13 protein-coding genes are annotated in these 16419 nt (G+C 60.0%); 5 read left to right on the top strand and 8 right to left on the bottom strand.

The genetic code is table 11. The annotated features are described in order from the left end of the window. The first annotated feature begins 146 nt into the window (after nt 1–146). Nucleotides 147–1211 carry a class II fructose-bisphosphate aldolase gene (fba, locus tag PSH57_RS26815; RefSeq protein WP_003177554.1) on the top strand — a complete coding sequence of 355 codons (1065 nt, stop codon included), beginning with the start codon at nt 147–149 and terminating at the stop codon, nt 1209–1211. 753 nt (nt 1212–1964) lie between these two features. Here fba and PSH57_RS26810 read toward each other — a convergent pair. From PSH57_RS26810 to PSH57_RS26800, 3 genes are all read right to left on the bottom strand, one after another. Next, a complete protein-coding gene (locus PSH57_RS26810) occupies nt 1965–2249 on the bottom strand; it encodes a fructose-bisphosphate aldolase (RefSeq protein WP_305386475.1) in 285 nt (94 codons plus the stop codon). Nucleotides 2250–2713: 464 nt separating this feature from the next. After that, on the bottom strand, nt 2714–3382 hold the full coding sequence (locus tag PSH57_RS26805; protein WP_305386473.1) for a polysaccharide lyase family 7 protein: 669 nt from the start codon (nt 3380–3382) through the stop codon (nt 2714–2716). A 294-nt stretch (nt 3383–3676) separates the two neighbouring features. After that, the gene (locus PSH57_RS26800) at nt 3677–4348 is read right to left on the bottom strand and encodes a polysaccharide lyase family 7 protein (RefSeq protein WP_305386470.1); all 672 of its coding nucleotides are present in this window, start codon (nt 4346–4348) and stop codon (nt 3677–3679) included. A gap of 323 nt (nt 4349–4671) precedes the next feature. Here PSH57_RS26800 and PSH57_RS26795 point away from each other — a divergent pair, with 323 nt between their 5' ends. From PSH57_RS26795 to PSH57_RS26785, 3 genes are read left to right on the top strand one after another with little or no spacing between them, the layout of a single operon-like run. Continuing rightward, the gene (locus PSH57_RS26795; RefSeq protein WP_305386468.1) at nt 4672–6795 is read left to right on the top strand and encodes a putative bifunctional diguanylate cyclase/phosphodiesterase; all 2124 of its coding nucleotides are present in this window, start codon (nt 4672–4674) and stop codon (nt 6793–6795) included. A 40-nt stretch (nt 6796–6835) separates the two neighbouring features. After that, the gene (locus PSH57_RS26790) at nt 6836–7339 is read left to right on the top strand and encodes a M48 metallopeptidase family protein (protein WP_047230503.1); all 504 of its coding nucleotides are present in this window, start codon (nt 6836–6838) and stop codon (nt 7337–7339) included. Nucleotides 7340–7343: 4 nt separating this feature from the next. Further along, nucleotides 7344–7640 (top strand): winged helix-turn-helix domain-containing protein, encoded by a 297-nt coding sequence (locus PSH57_RS26785; RefSeq protein ID WP_305386465.1) that lies wholly within the window; start codon nt 7344–7346, stop codon nt 7638–7640. Between the two features lie 125 nt (nt 7641–7765). Here PSH57_RS26785 and PSH57_RS26780 read toward each other — a convergent pair whose 3' ends face one another. After that, entirely contained in the window at nt 7766–8218 is a 453-nt protein-coding gene (locus tag PSH57_RS26780; RefSeq protein WP_305386463.1) for a GNAT family N-acetyltransferase, read from the bottom strand. 261 nt (nt 8219–8479) lie between these two features. Here PSH57_RS26780 and PSH57_RS26775 point away from each other — a divergent pair, with 261 nt between their 5' ends. Next, nucleotides 8480–9217, top strand: a complete 738-nt coding sequence (locus PSH57_RS26775) for a substrate-binding periplasmic protein (protein WP_305386461.1) — start codon at nt 8480–8482, stop codon at nt 9215–9217. A gap of 142 nt (nt 9218–9359) precedes the next feature. On the opposite strand, the gene yccS is transcribed toward PSH57_RS26775, so the two are convergent. The 4 genes from yccS to mdtD all read right to left on the bottom strand — a co-directional run bounded on the left by yccS (nt 9360) and on the right by mdtD (nt 16258). After that, nucleotides 9360–11543 (bottom strand): YccS family putative transporter, encoded by a 2184-nt coding sequence (yccS, locus tag PSH57_RS26770; protein ID WP_305386459.1) that lies wholly within the window; start codon nt 11541–11543, stop codon nt 9360–9362. A 261-nt stretch (nt 11544–11804) separates the two neighbouring features. Then, nucleotides 11805–12983 carry a BaiN/RdsA family NAD(P)/FAD-dependent oxidoreductase gene (locus tag PSH57_RS26765; protein ID WP_305386456.1) on the bottom strand — a complete coding sequence of 393 codons (1179 nt, stop codon included), beginning with the start codon at nt 12981–12983 and terminating at the stop codon, nt 11805–11807. Nucleotides 12984–13169: 186 nt separating this feature from the next. Further along, nucleotides 13170–14507 (bottom strand): ATP-dependent RNA helicase DbpA, encoded by a 1338-nt coding sequence (gene dbpA / locus PSH57_RS26760; RefSeq protein ID WP_305390484.1) that lies wholly within the window; start codon nt 14505–14507, stop codon nt 13170–13172. 323 nt (nt 14508–14830) lie between these two features. Next, nucleotides 14831–16258, bottom strand: a complete 1428-nt coding sequence (gene mdtD, locus PSH57_RS26755) for a multidrug transporter subunit MdtD (protein ID WP_305386453.1) — start codon at nt 16256–16258, stop codon at nt 14831–14833. Between the last annotated feature and the right edge of the window lie 161 nt (nt 16259–16419).

Raw genomic sequence — 16419 nt, 5'->3', positions numbered from 1 at the left:
CTCCCACAGGGGCCTTTACAGTTTCGAGATTTTGTTTCACCGAACACGCAGGCCGGACCCACCCCCGACCCGCAATGACTTGAATAGCCGCCGCCGCTCCGGCAGGCTGGCACGATTAACGACCCTCGACCGGGAGAGACACACTAATGGCACTTATCAGCATGCGTCAGATGCTGGACCACGCAGCCGAGTTCGGCTACGGCGTCCCAGCCTTTAACGTCAACAACCTTGAGCAGATGCGCGCCATCATGGAAGCCGCTGACAAGACTGACTCCCCGGTGATCGTCCAGGCTTCGGCCGGCGCCCGCAAATACGCCGGCGCACCGTTCCTGCGTCACCTGATCCTGGCCGCCATCGAAGAATTTCCGCACATCCCGGTGTGCATGCACCAGGACCACGGCACCAGCCCTGATGTCTGCCAGCGCTCCATCCAGCTGGGCTTCAGCTCGGTCATGATGGACGGCTCCCTGGGCGAAGACGGCAAGACCCCGACCGACTACGAGTACAACGTGCGCGTCACCCAGCAAACCGTCGCCATGGCCCATGCCTGCGGCGTCTCGGTTGAAGGCGAACTGGGTTGCCTGGGCTCGCTGGAAACCGGCATGGCCGGTGAAGAAGACGGCATCGGCGCCGAGGGCGTGCTGGATCACAGCCAGATGCTGACCGACCCTGAAGAAGCCGCGGACTTCGTCAAGAAGACTCAGGTTGACGCCCTGGCCATCGCCATCGGCACCAGCCACGGCGCCTACAAGTTCACCAAGCCGCCTACCGGCGACGTGCTGGCCATTGACCGCATCAAGGAAATCCACAAACGCATCCCCAACACCCACCTGGTGATGCACGGTTCGTCCTCGGTCCCGCAAGAATGGCTGGCGATCATCAACCAGTACGGCGGTGACATCAAAGAAACCTATGGTGTGCCGGTTGAAGAAATCGTTGAAGGCATCAAGTACGGCGTGCGCAAGGTCAACATCGACACCGACCTGCGCCTGGCCTCCACGGGTGCCATGCGTCGTCTGATGGCGACCAACCCGAGTGAGTTTGACCCGCGTAAGTTCTTCGGTGCGACCGTGACTGCCATGCGTGATGTGTGTATTGCTCGTTACGAAGCTTTCGGTACTGCGGGTAATGCTTCGAAGATCAAGCCGATCTCTCTGGAAGCGATGTACCAGCGGTATTTGAAGGGTGAGTTGAACGCTAAGGTTAACTGAGGCTTCAGCGTTGTGGTTGTGAGAAAGCCCGCAGTGATGCGGGTTTTTTTATGTGTGGGATTTGTGTGTGTATCCGTTTTTGGGTAACGGCTGCTTATGGTTCCGCCCTTACGGCGGGTTACTTTTGGCAAACGGGCCTGATAGCCGGCCTATTTGTCACGGCTGTCCTCCGCCCCAATTGTGGGAGCGAGCCTGCTCGCGATAGCGGTAATTCAGTTGCACAGAAGTTGGATTTACTGCCGTCATCGCGAGCAGGCTCGCTCCCACATTTCGATATTTAACAGGCACAAGTTTATATATGCCACACGTCCATTGTGGGAGCGGGCTTGCTCGCGAAGAGGCCAGTGCATGCAACACATCCTCATAGGCTGTTATACCGCCTTCGCGAGCAAGCCCGCTCCCACAGGAGAAACGCGATCAATCAAAAAACAGGTCGGCTATAAGGCCGCCTCGCGGAGGACGTTGATCTGGAGCCCCGTTAACCACGCTGGCCGAACGCAGGTGTTGCGTAGTGGGCACCTCGGCATGGATGCCGAGGTAGCCGCGCTGGGCCATGGATGGCCCTTCGCGGCGGGCCCACGGAGCAATGCCTGCGTTCGGGAACACCGAGCCTAGGCGAGGTGCCGAGTGGTGGGGCAAAGCGTTTTTGGTTACTTTTGGCAGGTCCGGCTCCCGGCTCTTCCAAAAGTGACCCGCCGTAAGGGCGGAACCATAAGCGGCCGTTACCGCAGGAATGGATATGCCCGCAGCATTTTATTCCACTTCGAGGCCGCGTTGTTCAATGACGCCGAACACATCGGTGACATCCTGAACCAGGATCCGGGCAACATTGGTGAGGGTGTTGAAGTCGCTGGCGGCTGAGTCACGCAAAGTGGCGCAGGCCATGAGCGTCAGATAATCGAGGGTGGCGTGCAGGCGTTCGCTGGCGCAGGCGTGAAGCTCTGTTAGCGGGGCGGTTTTGTCGATGAACAGGACCGGTTGGGTGGTGGCGATTGGAGTGAGCGGGGTGAAGCGGCTGAGTGATTGAGTCGTCGTCATAAGGTTTGGGCTCTATTAATAGAAATTAATTGCCACCTTCTTGCTGCGAAACAAATGGGTGGCAGTTGCGCGCGGGTTCGCAGACCGAGACAGAGACCAAACCCGGCAGACCCGAAGGTCTCCCGCGCGCAACCGCCATAAAATGAACGCAGGCGAGTTTGCCTGAATTTTCATTTGACGGTGCAAAGTCTCTGTTCTGTCAGTGGGCTGCGAAACCCGTGCCCGCTGACCAAAGCCAGCAGACGAACCCGAACTATAGAGGAGATTTTCGAGGCCAAAATCGACCTGTAGGACGCACCGGCCCCCGGTGGCGAGGGAGCTTGCTCCCGCTCGGGGGCGCAGCCGCCGCAAAACCGGCGCATGCGGTTGGTCTGACGAAAGAGGGGGGCTGCTGCGCAGCCCAGCGGGGATAAATCCCCTCGCCACAAAGGTAAATTCCTACGAGATTTTCGGAGCTGAAAATCTCAGGTGTTGTGATCGATATCCAGCTTGCTGAACGTCACTTTCCCTCCTTCGCTGGTGTAGCCCGTATTGTCCTGCACATACACGCCAGCCTTGAAGTACAGCGGCTTGACCTTCCATTTGGTGCTCATGGTGGTGTACCAGCTACGACCCGCCGCGGTGATGCCCAGGTCGCCGGTACGGTCAAGATGGATCCGGTAAGAAAAGGACCGATCAAGCTTCACCCCCGTGGCGACGGTGATGACCCGGCCTTCGTCGTCATCGGGGCGCATACGCACTTTAGCGACGATGTTGCCGGTGCCGCTGGCGTCCTTGTATTGGTATTCCAGTTTCACCATGGGTTTGTTGCTGTCCTTGGCGTGGATCTGACCGATCACGATCTTGCCGCTACTGGGCACCTGGTTGACTGCCAGGGTCGCCTGCAGAAAGTTGTCGGCGTCGGGGTACAGCCAGTTGCGCAGGGTGCCGTCTTTATAGGTTTCCCGCAGCTCGCTGCGCGGGTATATGGCGTTTTCCGTCTTGGCGCCGGTGACCGGTGCCCAGAAATACACGGCCTGGCCTTCAGAGTTGAAATATTTGTTCTTGAAACCGTCCACCAGTCGAGGGGTTTCGATGGTTTTGGGTGGGCTCCCCTCGGGGATGCTCAGATTCCAGGTTGCAAGATCGACCATGTGCGGATCCTTTCTACGGAATGAATGTGTTGCAAGATCCAGCCGGAGGCTCTAGCCAGCGCTTTATGACGCGCCCTCAGAAACCCGGGGATCGAACTTTTCATGTCTGTTCGGCGGGGGGTTGGCGTCAACTGTCCGTCAGAGTGGTGTTTGCCGCATTGGTGCCCGAGGACGACGACCGTTAGTCGGGCAATTCGAATTTTTTTTGAACGATGGCGCTATGGCATCGGCAACGATGCGCGTCAGGTTCGAAGGGAGCAGCGTCCATGCTGCGGTATGCCAGGAGAAATACGCTTATCGAACGGTGTGATGAATTTCCAGCATGCTGAACGTCACTTTTCCACCTTCAGTGGTGTAGCCGGTGTTGTCCTGCACGTAGACGCCGGCTTTGAAATACAGCGGCTTGTCCTTCCAGTCCGGGCTTACCGTGGTTCTCCAGTTGTAACCTGCCGCGCTGATGCCCAGCGCACCCTTCGGGCTGAGGTGAATCTGGTAGGTAAACCTGCGATCAAGTTGCACGCCCGTGGCGATGGTGATGACCTGGCCCGATTCGTCGTCGGGGCGCAGCCGGACTTTAGCGACGATGTTGCCGGTGGAGCTATAGGCCTTGTACTGGTATTCCAGTTTCACCATGGGTCTGGTGCTGTCTTTGGCGTGGATCTGGCCGATCACGATCTTGCCGGTGCTCGGCACCTGGCTGACGGAGAGGGTGGCGCGCAGCTTGTTGTCTGCCGCTGAGTAGAGCCAGTTGCGAAGGGTGCCGTCGCTGTAGGTTTCCCGCAGTTCGCTGCGCGGGTAAATGGCGTTGGCGGTCTTGGCGCCGGTCACGGGAGCCCAAAAAAACAGGGTGCCGGTTTCGGCATTGAAATACTGGTCTTTGAACCCTTGCGCCAGTCTGGGCGTCTCGATGGTCGCCGGAGGGCTGCCTTCGGGAATGCTCAGATTCCAGGTGGTGAGATCGATCATGGTCGGATCCTGCGTAACGAAAGTAAAAATGCTGAACGCCACAGCGCGAGGCTCTGCTCCGCGCGTTCTGGGCGGTTTTTTCACGCAGGATGGATCTTTATGAGTGACCGTCCGGCGGATGATTGACGTCAATTGTCCGTCGAGGGTGTCATTGCAGGTTTTGTGCCCGAGGTGGGTGACCGTTAGTCGGCTATTTTGGGCTTTGTCTGGATGATGGCGCGATGACACCTACTGCTTTTCAGAATCACGGTCTAGAGTGAGGTCACAGTATTTGTCCGCCTTGCTACGTCAAGACGGACGTGGCGCCCGATAAGAGAAGCAGCATGGAATGCGTGCAACCAACGCTTGGCGAAGACAGTTCCGTCCTTTTGATAGTTGATGATTACCCTGAAAACTTGCTCAGCATGCGAGCGTTGTTGCAGCGTCAGGATTGGAAGGTGATGACCGCGTCCTCAGGTGTCGAGGCCCTTAACCTTCTACTCGAACATGACATTGATCTGGTTCTGCTGGATGTGCAGATGCCCGACATGGACGGTTTTGAAGTGGCGCGTCTGATGCGTGGCAGCCAGCGCACACGGTTGACCCCGATCATTTTCCTGACCGCCAACGAGCAATCCCAGGATGCGGTGATCAAGGGTTACGCCAGCGGCGCCGTGGATTACCTGTTCAAACCTTTCGATCCGCAGATTCTCAAACCCAAGGTTCATGCGCTGCTCGAACATCAGCGCAATCGCCGGGCCTTGCAGCGCCTGAGCCAGGATCTGGAAGCGGCCAGGGCCTTCAACGCCTCGGTGCTGGATAACGCCGCCGAAGGCATCCTCGTGGTGGATGAAAGCGGTTGTATCCGCTTTGCGAACCCGTCCACCTGCCGGCTGCTCAATGCCACCGCCGAGCAGTTGCAGGGAATGCCGCTCCTGGATTTCCTGCAAAAGCCCCACATCCCCGAGTGGGTCGACTCCGATATCCATGTCGCCTATTGCCGTGGGCAAACCTGGCGCCTGCACGATGCGGTCTTGCGCACCGCGCCGGGCCAGCAGGTGTCAGTGGCCTTGTCTTGTGCGCCGCTGCCTGCCGAGCAGAAGGCCATGGTGGTAACGCTTCAGGACATGTCGGTGGTGCGTCACTTGCACCAACAGCTTGAATACCAGGCCGTCACAGACCCGCTGACCGGTTTGCTCAATCGCAGGGGGTTTTATCAGACCGCCGAAAACCTGCTGATGCGCAGCGAGCGGCTGGAAAGCAACTGGGTGTTGCTGTACCTGGATCTTGATGGCTTCAAGCGGGTCAATGATTCGTTGGGCCATGATGCCGGTGACCGCGTGTTGCGCTGGGTGTCGGAACAACTGAAGGCGTGCCTGCGCCCGTTCGACATTCTGGCCCGTCTTGGCGGCGATGAGTTCACCGCCCTGCTGGATCTGGAAGTGCCGGAGCAAGCGGCCAAGATTGCCGAAAAACTCATCGAACGGGTCTCTATCTGCCAACAGATCGAGGGCATGGACGTAATGCTGGGAGCCAGCATCGGCATTGCGACGTACCCCGACTGCGGCGCCAATCTCGACGGGCTGCTGCGCGCGTCCGACATCGCCATGTACGAGGCCAAGCGCGCCGGGCGTCAGCAGTACCGTTTTTACGATCACGAAATGAACGGTCGAGCCCGTTCACGGCTGATGCTCGAAGAAAGTGTGCGCTCGGCCATCGAAAACCGCGATTTCAATATGGTCTACCAACCACAGGTGGGGGTCGGCGACGGGCGGATTCGCGGGTTTGAGGCGCTGTTGCGCTGGCAGCATCCCAGCGTGGGTGATGTGCCGCCGGGCCTGTTCCTGCCATTGCTGGAAGAGGCCCGATTGATCAGCCGGTTGGGGAGCTGGATTTATCATCGCAGCGCGGCTCAGCGTAAAGTCTGGGAGCGGTTGTTCGCTGATGATCTGGTGCTGGGGGTGAGCCTGAGCAGCACCCAGTTTGGTTTGCCTAACCTGGTGACCGAGTTGCGCCAGGTCCTGGAGCGACATGCGCTCAAACCCCGGCAGTTGGAGGTCGAGGTGACCGAAGATGCGTTGATGCGCAACCCCGACGAAACTCATAAGCAACTGCGGCTGCTGCGTAACCTGGGGGTGCGGGTGGCGTTGGATGATTTCGGTTCCGGCCCCTGCTCGCTGGCGCATTTGCGGGACCTGGAACTCGATACCCTCAAGCTTGACCGACACTTGATCGCCCGTCTGCCGGATTCGCCCCGGGATGCGGCAATGGCCGCGTCGGTCATCGATTTGTGCAGACAGTTGGGTTTGCGGGTGATTGCCGAGGGCGTAGAGACACCTGAGCAATATCAGTGGCTCAAGGCTCACGGCTGTGAATATGTGCAGGGGTTCCTGGTAGCGCGCCCCTTGATGGCCGAAGACACCGATGCCTTTGCCCGGCCATTCGACTGGAGCGCGATGCAGGTCTGAATTCGCTACACTGGCGCCTTTTGTGACTGTGTTGCCGTCGATGATCGCGCTCAAATACCTCCAGGCTTACCCCGCCGCCCTGCAAGCCCAAGTGCAGCAATTGATTGCCCAGGATCGACTGGGCGACTACTTGCAGCAGCGCTATCCCGACCGGCATTCGGTCCAGAGCGACAAAGCCCTGTACGGTTATGCGCTGGATCTCAAGCAGCAATACCTGCGTAACGCGCCCGCTATCGACAAGGTGCTGTTCGACAATCGCCTGGACCTGACCCACCGTGCACTCGGCCTGCACACTGCGATTTCACGGGTGCAGGGCGGCAAGCTCAAGGCCAAGAAAGAAATTCGTATCGCTGCGCTGTTCAAGGACGCGGCGCCTGAGTTTTTGAAAATGATCGTGGTGCACGAACTGGCCCACTTCAAGGAGTCGGACCACAACAAAGCGTTCTACCAACTCTGCGAGCACATGCTGCCGGGGTATCACCAGTTGGAGTTCGACTTGCGGGTGTACCTGACCTGGCGCGATCTGCAACCACCCAAGGAATGACCGAATGGACGTCAGCAAGACCAAAAGCAGCTTCTATCGTCGTTTGTATGTGGCGTACCTGATTGATAGCGGTGTGGCCAGCAACATCCCCACGCTCACCGAAGTCACCGGCATGCCGCGGCGCACCGCCCAGGACACCGTTGCAGCGCTGGCGGACCTGGATATTGTGTGTGAATTCGAGCAGCAAGAGGGCGCGCGTAACCATGCCGGGCATTATCGGATACGTGATTGGGGGGCGATTGATCGGCGCTGGATCGAGGGGAATTTGCAGCGCATTAAAGCGGTGTTGGAGTATCCCTGAACATTGGCGGTGTCTGGGTAGGCGTTATCGCGAGCAGGCTCGCTCCCACAGTGGATCTCAGTGGTACATAAATCATATGTCCACAGCCGATCAATTTGGGAGCGAGCCTGCTCGCGAAGAGGGCATCAAGGCCGATGCATGCCAATGTGTGGAATCCCGTCCTCCATATACTCGATACCCACCACTCCAAACCCGTACCGCGAGTAATACCCCTGCAGATGCGCTTGTGCCGACAGTGAGATCGATGTCCCGGGCCAGTGCCGCTCGGCCTGCTTGAGGCCCTGTTCCATTAGCTTATGGCCCAGCCCCTGTCCCCGCGCTTCGGCGGCGATGAGCACGCGCCCGATGACCACGTCACTGTTTTGCGAGTGCGGATCGAGCAGGCGAAGGTAAGCCACCAGACGATTGTCCTGCCAGGCCATCAGGTGGCAGGTATCGCCTTCCAGGTCCAGTCCGTCTACGTCCAGATAGGGGCAATTCTGCTCCACGACGAACACTTCGGCGCGCAATTTGAGGACGGCGTACAGCTGTTCCTTGCTCAGGTCACTGTGATGTTTGCAGACCCAATCGATATCCATTTTTTGAATTTCCTGAAGAACCTGATGCCGATATTAAGCGGGCTGGCTGTGGAAGTCTCTTTCTTGAACAACTGTAAAAAACTGTGACAAAGGCCAAAATGCCATCATCGAATTGTCGCGGCGCGGTCTTCTTTGTGTAATCTTCGGTTCAACGCTGCGCAGCGGTTCCACTGAGCTAATGTTAGGACCGGATGTCTGACGACATCTCATGAGTTTCGGCTAAAAACAAACCGGGCTTTGAACCCGTCAAGGATGTTTGGCATGCCGCGATTGCATCGAGCTCTTGCTTTGGTTGGGTTGCTGTTGCTGAGCCACAACGCGTGCGCGCAAAAGTTGCGTCTGGTGGCCGATGGCTGGCCGCCTTTTACCGATACCACGCTGGTCAATGGTGGCCTGGCGACCGATATCGTCAGTACCGCTCTGGCGCGGGCCGGTTATGCCAGTGATTTTGAGCAGGTGCCCTGGGCCCGGGCGATGCTGGGTATCGGTGAAGGTCGTTATGACGTGCTGATCAATGCCTGGTACAGCGAAGAACGTACTCATGTGGGTCGGTTCTCGGCTGAGTACCTGCTTAATCGCGTGCGCTTCATCAAGCGCAAGGACGCACCGATTCAGTTCGAGAACCTACAGCAGTTGCATACCTATCCCATCGCCGTGGTACGCGGATATGCCTACTCCAAGGCGTTCGATGAGGATCAGCAACTGCAGAAAGTCCCTGTGCATAACTTCGCGATGGCCGTGCGCATGCTCGCCGCCGACCGGGTGAAGCTGACCCTGGAAGATGAGTTCGTCGCCCGTTATTACCTGTCTCGTGAATCCGCCAAGGTGCGCAACGCCGTGGAGTTCATGCCCAAGCCACTGAGTGAAAACAGCCTGCACATTCTGGTCAGCCTGAAGAACCCGCAGCATGAGCAGATTGTGGCGGGGTTCGATCGGGAGATTGCGGCGATGAAGGCCGATGGCAGTTATGCGCGGTTATTGAAGGCGCACGGGATGTGATCTTGCGGTGCCTGGACTGGCGCTATCGCGAGCAGGCTCGCTCCCACAGTGGATCTCGGTGTACAAAATTTAAGTGTCCGCTATAGATCAAACTGTGGGAGCGAGCCTGCTCGCGATGGCTGTGGTGCGAGCAGCACACTCCTCAAGCCTCGCTGGTGTCCTTGACCAGATGCGCTGCCAACGTGCGTAGCGGCCCCAACTGACGGCAGATCAACCCCAGTTGCGTCTGTACCAGCCGCTGGCCCTCGTCGATTTCATCGGGCATTTGCTCAAGCTCATTGGCCAAGGTTTCTTCCTCGTCGCTTTGGACCGCTATCGGTTGTTTGCTCGCCAGACCCTGGGCGATTTCGTCGATGCTCGCTGCCAGTTTCACCCCCGCGCCGTTGATCAGGTGTTCGCGCACGTCTGCGGGCAACTGGGTTTCCCGATGGGCGCCCAGGCCTGACAAGTAACTGAGCAGGGTGTGGGACAGCACCAGGAAACGGAACCCGACATCGGCTTCCTTACGGAAATGCCCCGGTTCCATCAACATGTTCGCCAGGGTGGTGGACAACGCGGCGTCGGCGTTGTGGGCGTTGCGTCGGGCCAGGCGATAGGCCAGGTCGTCGCGCTTGCCGGCGGCGTATTGCTGCATGATCTGGCGCAGGTAAATGCTGTTGCAGGTCAGCGTGTTGGCCAACACCTTGTTCAGCCGGCGGCCTTGCCAGTCTGGCAGGAACAGGAATACCGCAAGGCCCGCGATCACGCTGCCGAGCAGGGTATCGAACAGTCGTGGCAGCAGTAGTCCGTAGCCGTCGCCCACCTGGTTGAAGCAGAACAGCACCATGATCGTGATCGCGGCGGTCGCCAGGGTGTAGCGGGTCGTGCGGTTGGTAAAGAACACCACCCCGGCGGCGATGGCGAAACACGATTGCACCAGCGGGTTGGGGAACAGATCGAACAGCGCCCAGGCCACCGTCAGGCCGATGGCGGTGCCGATGATCCGTTGACCGAGCTTGCGTCGGGTGGCGCCGTAATTGGGTTGGCACACGAACAGCGTGGTGAGGATGATCCAGTAACCCTGGGACGGGTGGATCAGATGCACCATGGCGTAACCCACGCTCAGCGCCAGCGGCAGGCGCAGAGCATGACGGAACAGCAGCGAGGTGGGCGTGAGCTGCGTGCGCAAGCGCACCCATACGTCTTTCAGGTTGTGCGGTGAGCGATCCAGCAGGCTGCTGTCGGTGGCGTCGGCCAGGGCGTCGGGGTTGCTCGCGTCGCTGAGCAGACGGTCCATGGTGCCAAGGTTCGCCGACAATGCCCGCAGTGAACGCAGCAACCCGCGCCAGGCCGGGTTGCTCTGGATCCGCAGGTGCTCAAGGGAGGCATGCAAGTCATTCAGCGCCTCGGCGAAGCTGGCGTCATAGACGAATGGCTGGCGCAGCTGGAGCGACTCGGCCAGCGCCTGGCAGGCCTTGCCTTGCTGGCGCAGCAAGCGTTGGCAGCGGAACAGCACGTCGCTGTGGAAGAACGCCTCGGCCAATGCGTTATAGGGATAGTGGGAGGAGCTGGCGCGCTCGTGGATATCCTGGGCGAGGAAGTACAGCTTCAGGTAACGGCTGACTTTCGAACCCGGTCGCCCGTTGCCTACACGGTGCAGGATGATTTCCTTCGCCGCGTTAAGCGCGGCGACCACCCGGCCATTCTGCTGGGCCAGCTCCAGGCGGCGGGCTTCGACATCCAGCTGCCGGATCGGCTCGAAGAGCGACGATTTAAGCTTCAGGTAACGTCCCAGTTCGCGAAACAGCCGCGCCAGGCTTTGCTGCACCGGCTGGTTGGAAAACAGCGCCTGCCACAGTACCGAGAGCAGGCCGTACCAAGCCGCACCGGCCACCAGCAACAAAGGTTCGTGCCAGAAATCGGTGACCGCGCCACCGCGCTGGTCCACGCCGATCATGGTGTAGACCGAGAGAATCAACGTGGCCGAAGCAATTGCGCCATAGCGCTCGCCCAGGGCGCCAAGCATGGTCAGTGCGAAGCTGGCCAGCGCCAGGGCAACGATGAATAGCACGGGATAAGGGAACAGCAACTCCACCGACAGCGCCGCGACGGTAAAGCACACCAGGGTCACGGCCAGCGCGTTGAGGCGGCCTTGCCAGCTGTCATCGGTCTCCGCCAGGGCGCTGGCGATGATGCCCAGGAACAGCGGGATCAGCAGCGCCATTTCATCCAGATACCAACACAGCGCCATGCTGCCGGTCAGGGCGATGAACACCCGCACGCTATAACTGAATTTATCCAACGCCCAAAGGCGACGCAGAGACTGACTAAACGAGGTCGATGACATGAAGTGCACGGGCCTGACGGACAATGACGTTAAATTGAGGCAGTAATGACGCCGACGCAATGGCGCTGATCACATCCGGCAGCAAAAAGTGTTCCGATGTCCGCCACCAACCCACTGTGTGCAGGCTGTGTGGGAGCAAAGCTTGCTCGCGATCCAGGCGCTGCGGTCCTCAAGAGACCGCGGCGTTTTCATCGCGGGCAAGCTTTGCTCCCACACAGCCCGCTCCCACAGGGTTATTGCCCACATTCCAATCGTGTCGGGTTAGACGTACTGCGCCGCCGCATACCCCGACGCCCAGGCCCATTGGAAGTTGAAGCCGCCCAGGTGTCCGGTGACGTCCAGTACTTCGCCAATGAAGTAGAGCCCGGGGCTTTTCAACGATTCCATGGTCTTGGAGGAAACTTCCCGCGTATCGACACCGCCCAGGGTCACTTCGGCGGTGCGGTAGCCTTCGGTGCCGGCGGGGACGACATTCCAGCTCGACAGTTTCTCGGCAATGTCTGCCAGTTCGGCGTGGGTGTATTGCTTCATGGGTTTGGAGACAAACCAGGTGTCGGCCAGCAGGGTGGCCATTTTCTTGGTGAACAATTCGCCCAGCAGGGTCTTCAGTTCACTGTTGGGGCGTTCGGCCTGTTGCTGTTGCAGCCAGCTCGGCACGTCATGATCCGGCAGCAGGTTGATCTGCACCGTGTCCCCCGGTTCCCAGAACGAGGAAATCTGCAGGATCGCCGGGCCGCTGAGGCCGCGGTGGGTAAACAGGATGTTCTCGCGAAAACGCTCGTCGTTGCAGCTCACCAGGCAATCCACTGAAGTGCCCGAAAGTTCGGTGCACAACGCCTTGAGCTGGTCGGTGATGGTGAACGGCACCAGCCCGGCGCGAGTCGGCAGCAGTTGATGGCCGAACTGTTTGGCCACCTGGTAACCGAAACCGGTCGCGCCCAGGGTCGGGATCGAGAGCCCGCCCGTTGCTATCACTAAGGATTGGCAGGTGATGGCCCCGAGGGTGGTTTGCAGCAGGTAGCCGCTCTCGGTTTTCTCAATGTGCTCGATCGAGGTGTCCAGGTGCAGGTTGACGCCGGCCTGGTCGCATTCGTCCAGCAGCAGGCCGAGGATGTCGCTGGACTTGTTATCACAGAACAATTGGCCGAGTTTCTTCTCGTGATAGGGCACGCCGTGCTTGGCCACCAGGGCGATGAAATCCCACTGGGTGTAACGGGCCAGGGCTGACTTGCAGAAATGCGGGTTCTGCGAGAGGAAATTGCCCGGTTCGGTGTACATATTGGTGAAATTGCAACGGCCACCGCCGGACATGAGGATTTTCTTGCCGGCCTTGTTGGCGTGGTCCAGCAACATCACCTGCCGCCCGCGCCCTGCAGCGGTCAGCGCGCACATCAACCCCGCGGCACCAGCGCCAATGATCACGACTTCGGTAGAGCGCAAAACGGTGTCCTCTCACAAAATTCTAATTTCACCGAAACCACTGTGGAAGCGGGCTGTGTGGGAGCAAAGCTTGCCCGCGATGAAAGCGCCGTGGTCTCTTGAGGACCGCAGCGCCTGGATCGCGAGCAAGCTTTGCTCCCACACAGCCCGCTCCCACAAGGGATCTTCTTTGGATTAAAGATCGTTTTACAGAATCCGCACCCGCAACGAGCGGCCCTTGATCTTGCCATCGTTCAGGCGCTGCAGCGCCTGCTTGGCGATTGCGCGCTCCACGGCGACGTAGGCCTGGAAATCGAAAATCGCGATCTTGCCGACCTGGGCACCGGGGATGCCGGCGTCGCCGGTCAGGGCGCCGAGGATGTCGCCGGGGCGGACTTTGTCTTTGCGCCCGGCACCAATACACAGGGTGCTCATGGCCGGCAGCAGCGGGCCACCGCCCTGGGGTTTGAGGTTGTCCAGTTGGTCCCAGCTCAGTGGCGACTTCTGCAACTGCTCGATCGCCTGGGCGCGGTGGGCTTCGGACGGCGCCACCAGGCTGATGGCGATGCCTTTTTCACCCGCACGTCCGGTACGGCCGACGCGGTGAATGTGAATTTCCGAGTCGCGGGCCAGTTCGACGTTGATCACCATGTCCAGCGCATCGATGTCCAGGCCTCGGGCCGCTACATCAGTGGCCACCAGCACCGAGGTGCTGCGGTTGGCGAACATCGCCAGCACCTGGTCGCGGTCGCGCTGTTCCAGGTCGCCATGCAGGCCGACCGCCGAGATACCTTTGGATGTCAGATGGTCGACGGTTTCCTGGACCTGCTGTTTGGTGAAGCAGAACGCCACGCAGGAAGCCGGACGGAAATGCGCCAGCACCTTGACCACAGCGTCCATGCGTTCCTCGGGGGAGATTTCGTAGAAACGCTGCTCGATCTGCGCGTCGGAGTGAAACGCTTCGGCTTTGACCTGCTGCGGGTTGCGCATGAATTTGGACGACAGTTGCTTGATACCCACCGGGTAGGTGGCGGAGAACAGCAACGTCTGACGGCGTTCCGGGGTCTGCTGGATGATGTCTTCGATGGCGTCGTAGAAGCCCATGTCGAGCATGCGATCGGCTTCATCGAGGATCAGCGTGTTGAGGCCATCCAGCACCAGCGAGCTCTTGCGCAGGTGCTGTTGGATGCGCCCGGGCGTACCGACGATGATGTGGGCGCCATGCTCGAGGGACGCGATCTGTGGACCAAACGACACGCCGCCACACAGGGTCAGGACCTTGATGTTGTCTTCGGCGCGGGCCAGGCGACGGATTTCCTTGGCAACCTGATCGGCCAGCTCGCGAGTCGGGCAGATCACCAGTGCCTGGCAGCCGAAGAAGCGCGGGTTGATTGGGTTCAGCAGGCCGATGCCGAAGGCCGCGGTCTTGCCGCTGCCGGTCTTGGCCTGGGCGATCAGGTCCATGCCCTTGAGGATCACCGGCAAGCTCTGCGCCTGGATCGGCGTCATCTGGGCGTAACCGAGGGATTCGAGGTTAGCCAGCATGGCGGCGGACAGCGGCAAAGTATTAAAAGCGGTGGCAATGGTGGTCACGGGACTGGCCTGCAAAACAAAATGTCGCGCAGTGTAGCAGCCTCATACCACTTTTCTCGAAAGTTCTGGACGAGCTGTGAGGGCCAAACCGCAGAACATGTGGCGGGGATTTATTGTGGCGAGGGGATTTATCCCCGCTGGGCTGCGAAGCAGCCCTAGGATGGTCACCTTGGTGGATCAAGGAGAACGCATTCAGCCTTTTTGGGGCTGCTGCGCAACCCAGCGGGGATAAATCCCCTCGCCACAAAAGCTCCTCTACTTCACCTGAGTCCTATCTAATGCTCGATATGCTCATCCGGCCGTTTGGCCCGCCGCCCATCCTCTTTCGACAGCTGCGAAAAAATCGTCGCCGCCAGCATCGCCATGATGCCCACCGTCAGGAACGTCAGCTGGAACGCGCCGAGCACGGTGTCCACCCCGTCGTTGCCGACCTGGGCGGTAAAGCCGCCGAGCAGGGCGCCGGCGCAGGCCACGCCCAGGCTCAGGGACAGTTGCGCCACCACCGACAGCAGGCTGTTACCGCTGCTGGCGCTGGCGTCGTCCAGGTCGATCAGAGTCACGGTGTTCATCGCGGTGAACTGCAACGAGTTGATTGCTCCCAGCACCGCCAGTTGCGCCAGCAGCAACCAGTACGGCGTCTGTTCGCTGACCAGCCCCATGCTCGCCAGCATCAGGCCCAGGGCCAGGGTGTTGCCGGTCAATACGCTGCGGTAGCCGAAACGTTCGATCAACGGTCGGGCCACCGATTTAGCGACCATCGCGGCCGCGGCCAGGGGCAACATGCTCATCCCGGCCTGGGACGGTGAATAGCCCAGGGCCACTTGCAGCAACAACGGCACCAGGAACGGCAGGGCGCCGCTGCCCAGGCGCGCGAACAGATTGCCAAGAATCCCCACGGCGAAGGTCCGGGTCTTGAACAGCGAGGGTGCGAACAGCGGGTTTTCGATGCGCCCGGCCCGTAGCCAATAAGCGGCCAGGCAGGCCATGCCGGCGAACAGCAGCAACATCACGCGCAAGTGCGGCAGGTGCAGTTCACCCAGGCCTTCCATGGCGATGGTGATCAGCACCATCGCCGCGCCAAACAGCAAGAAGCCCAGGCCATCGAACCGGGTACGCTCGCTGCCGCGCAGGTCCGGGATGAATTTCCACACCGCGTAGCAACCGAGCACGCCCACCGGCAGGTTGATGATGAAGATCCAGTGCCAGGTCAGGTACTCCACCATCCAGCCGCCCATGGTCGGGCCGATCAGCGGACCGAGCAGGCCGGGAATGGTGATGAAACCCATGATCCGCACCAGTTCCGAGCGCGGGTAGGCCCGTAGCACCACCAACCTGCCCACCGGCAGCATCAGCGCACCGCCCAGGCCCTGGATCACCCGGGCGCCGATCAGCATGGACAACGAACTGGACAAGGCGCACAGCAACGAGCCAAAGCTGAACAACAGGATCGCGCCGAAGAAAATCTTCTTGGTGCCGAAACGGTCGGCGATCCAGCCCGAGGCCGGGATCAACAGCGCCACGGTGAGCATGTAGGCAATGATCACGCCCTGCATGCGCAGCGGGTTTTCCGCCAGGTCGCTGGCCATGGCGGGCAGGGCGGTGTTGAGGATGGTCCCGTCCAGGGACTGCATGAAGAAGGCAATCGCCACGACCCAAGGAAGCCAGCGGGCGGTGACAGCGTCGAGCGGTGCGCGGTTGGGCATGGGGCCTCTTGTACGGAGTGTTGATCAGGAACAGATGCCGCTGTTGTGGCGAGGGGATTTATCCCCGCTGGGCTGCGAAGCAGCCCCAGAACTGTCGCCTCGGTGAGTCAGGCAGAACGCATTTACCCTTTGGGGGTCGCTTCGCAACCCAGCGGGGATAA

Source organism: Pseudomonas hefeiensis, from assembly GCF_030687835.1.
Taxonomy (GTDB): Bacteria; Pseudomonadota; Gammaproteobacteria; order Pseudomonadales; family Pseudomonadaceae; genus Aquipseudomonas; species Aquipseudomonas hefeiensis.
Note: the sequence above shows the minus strand (reverse complement) of the source record. Positions and strands in the feature narration are given on the sequence as shown.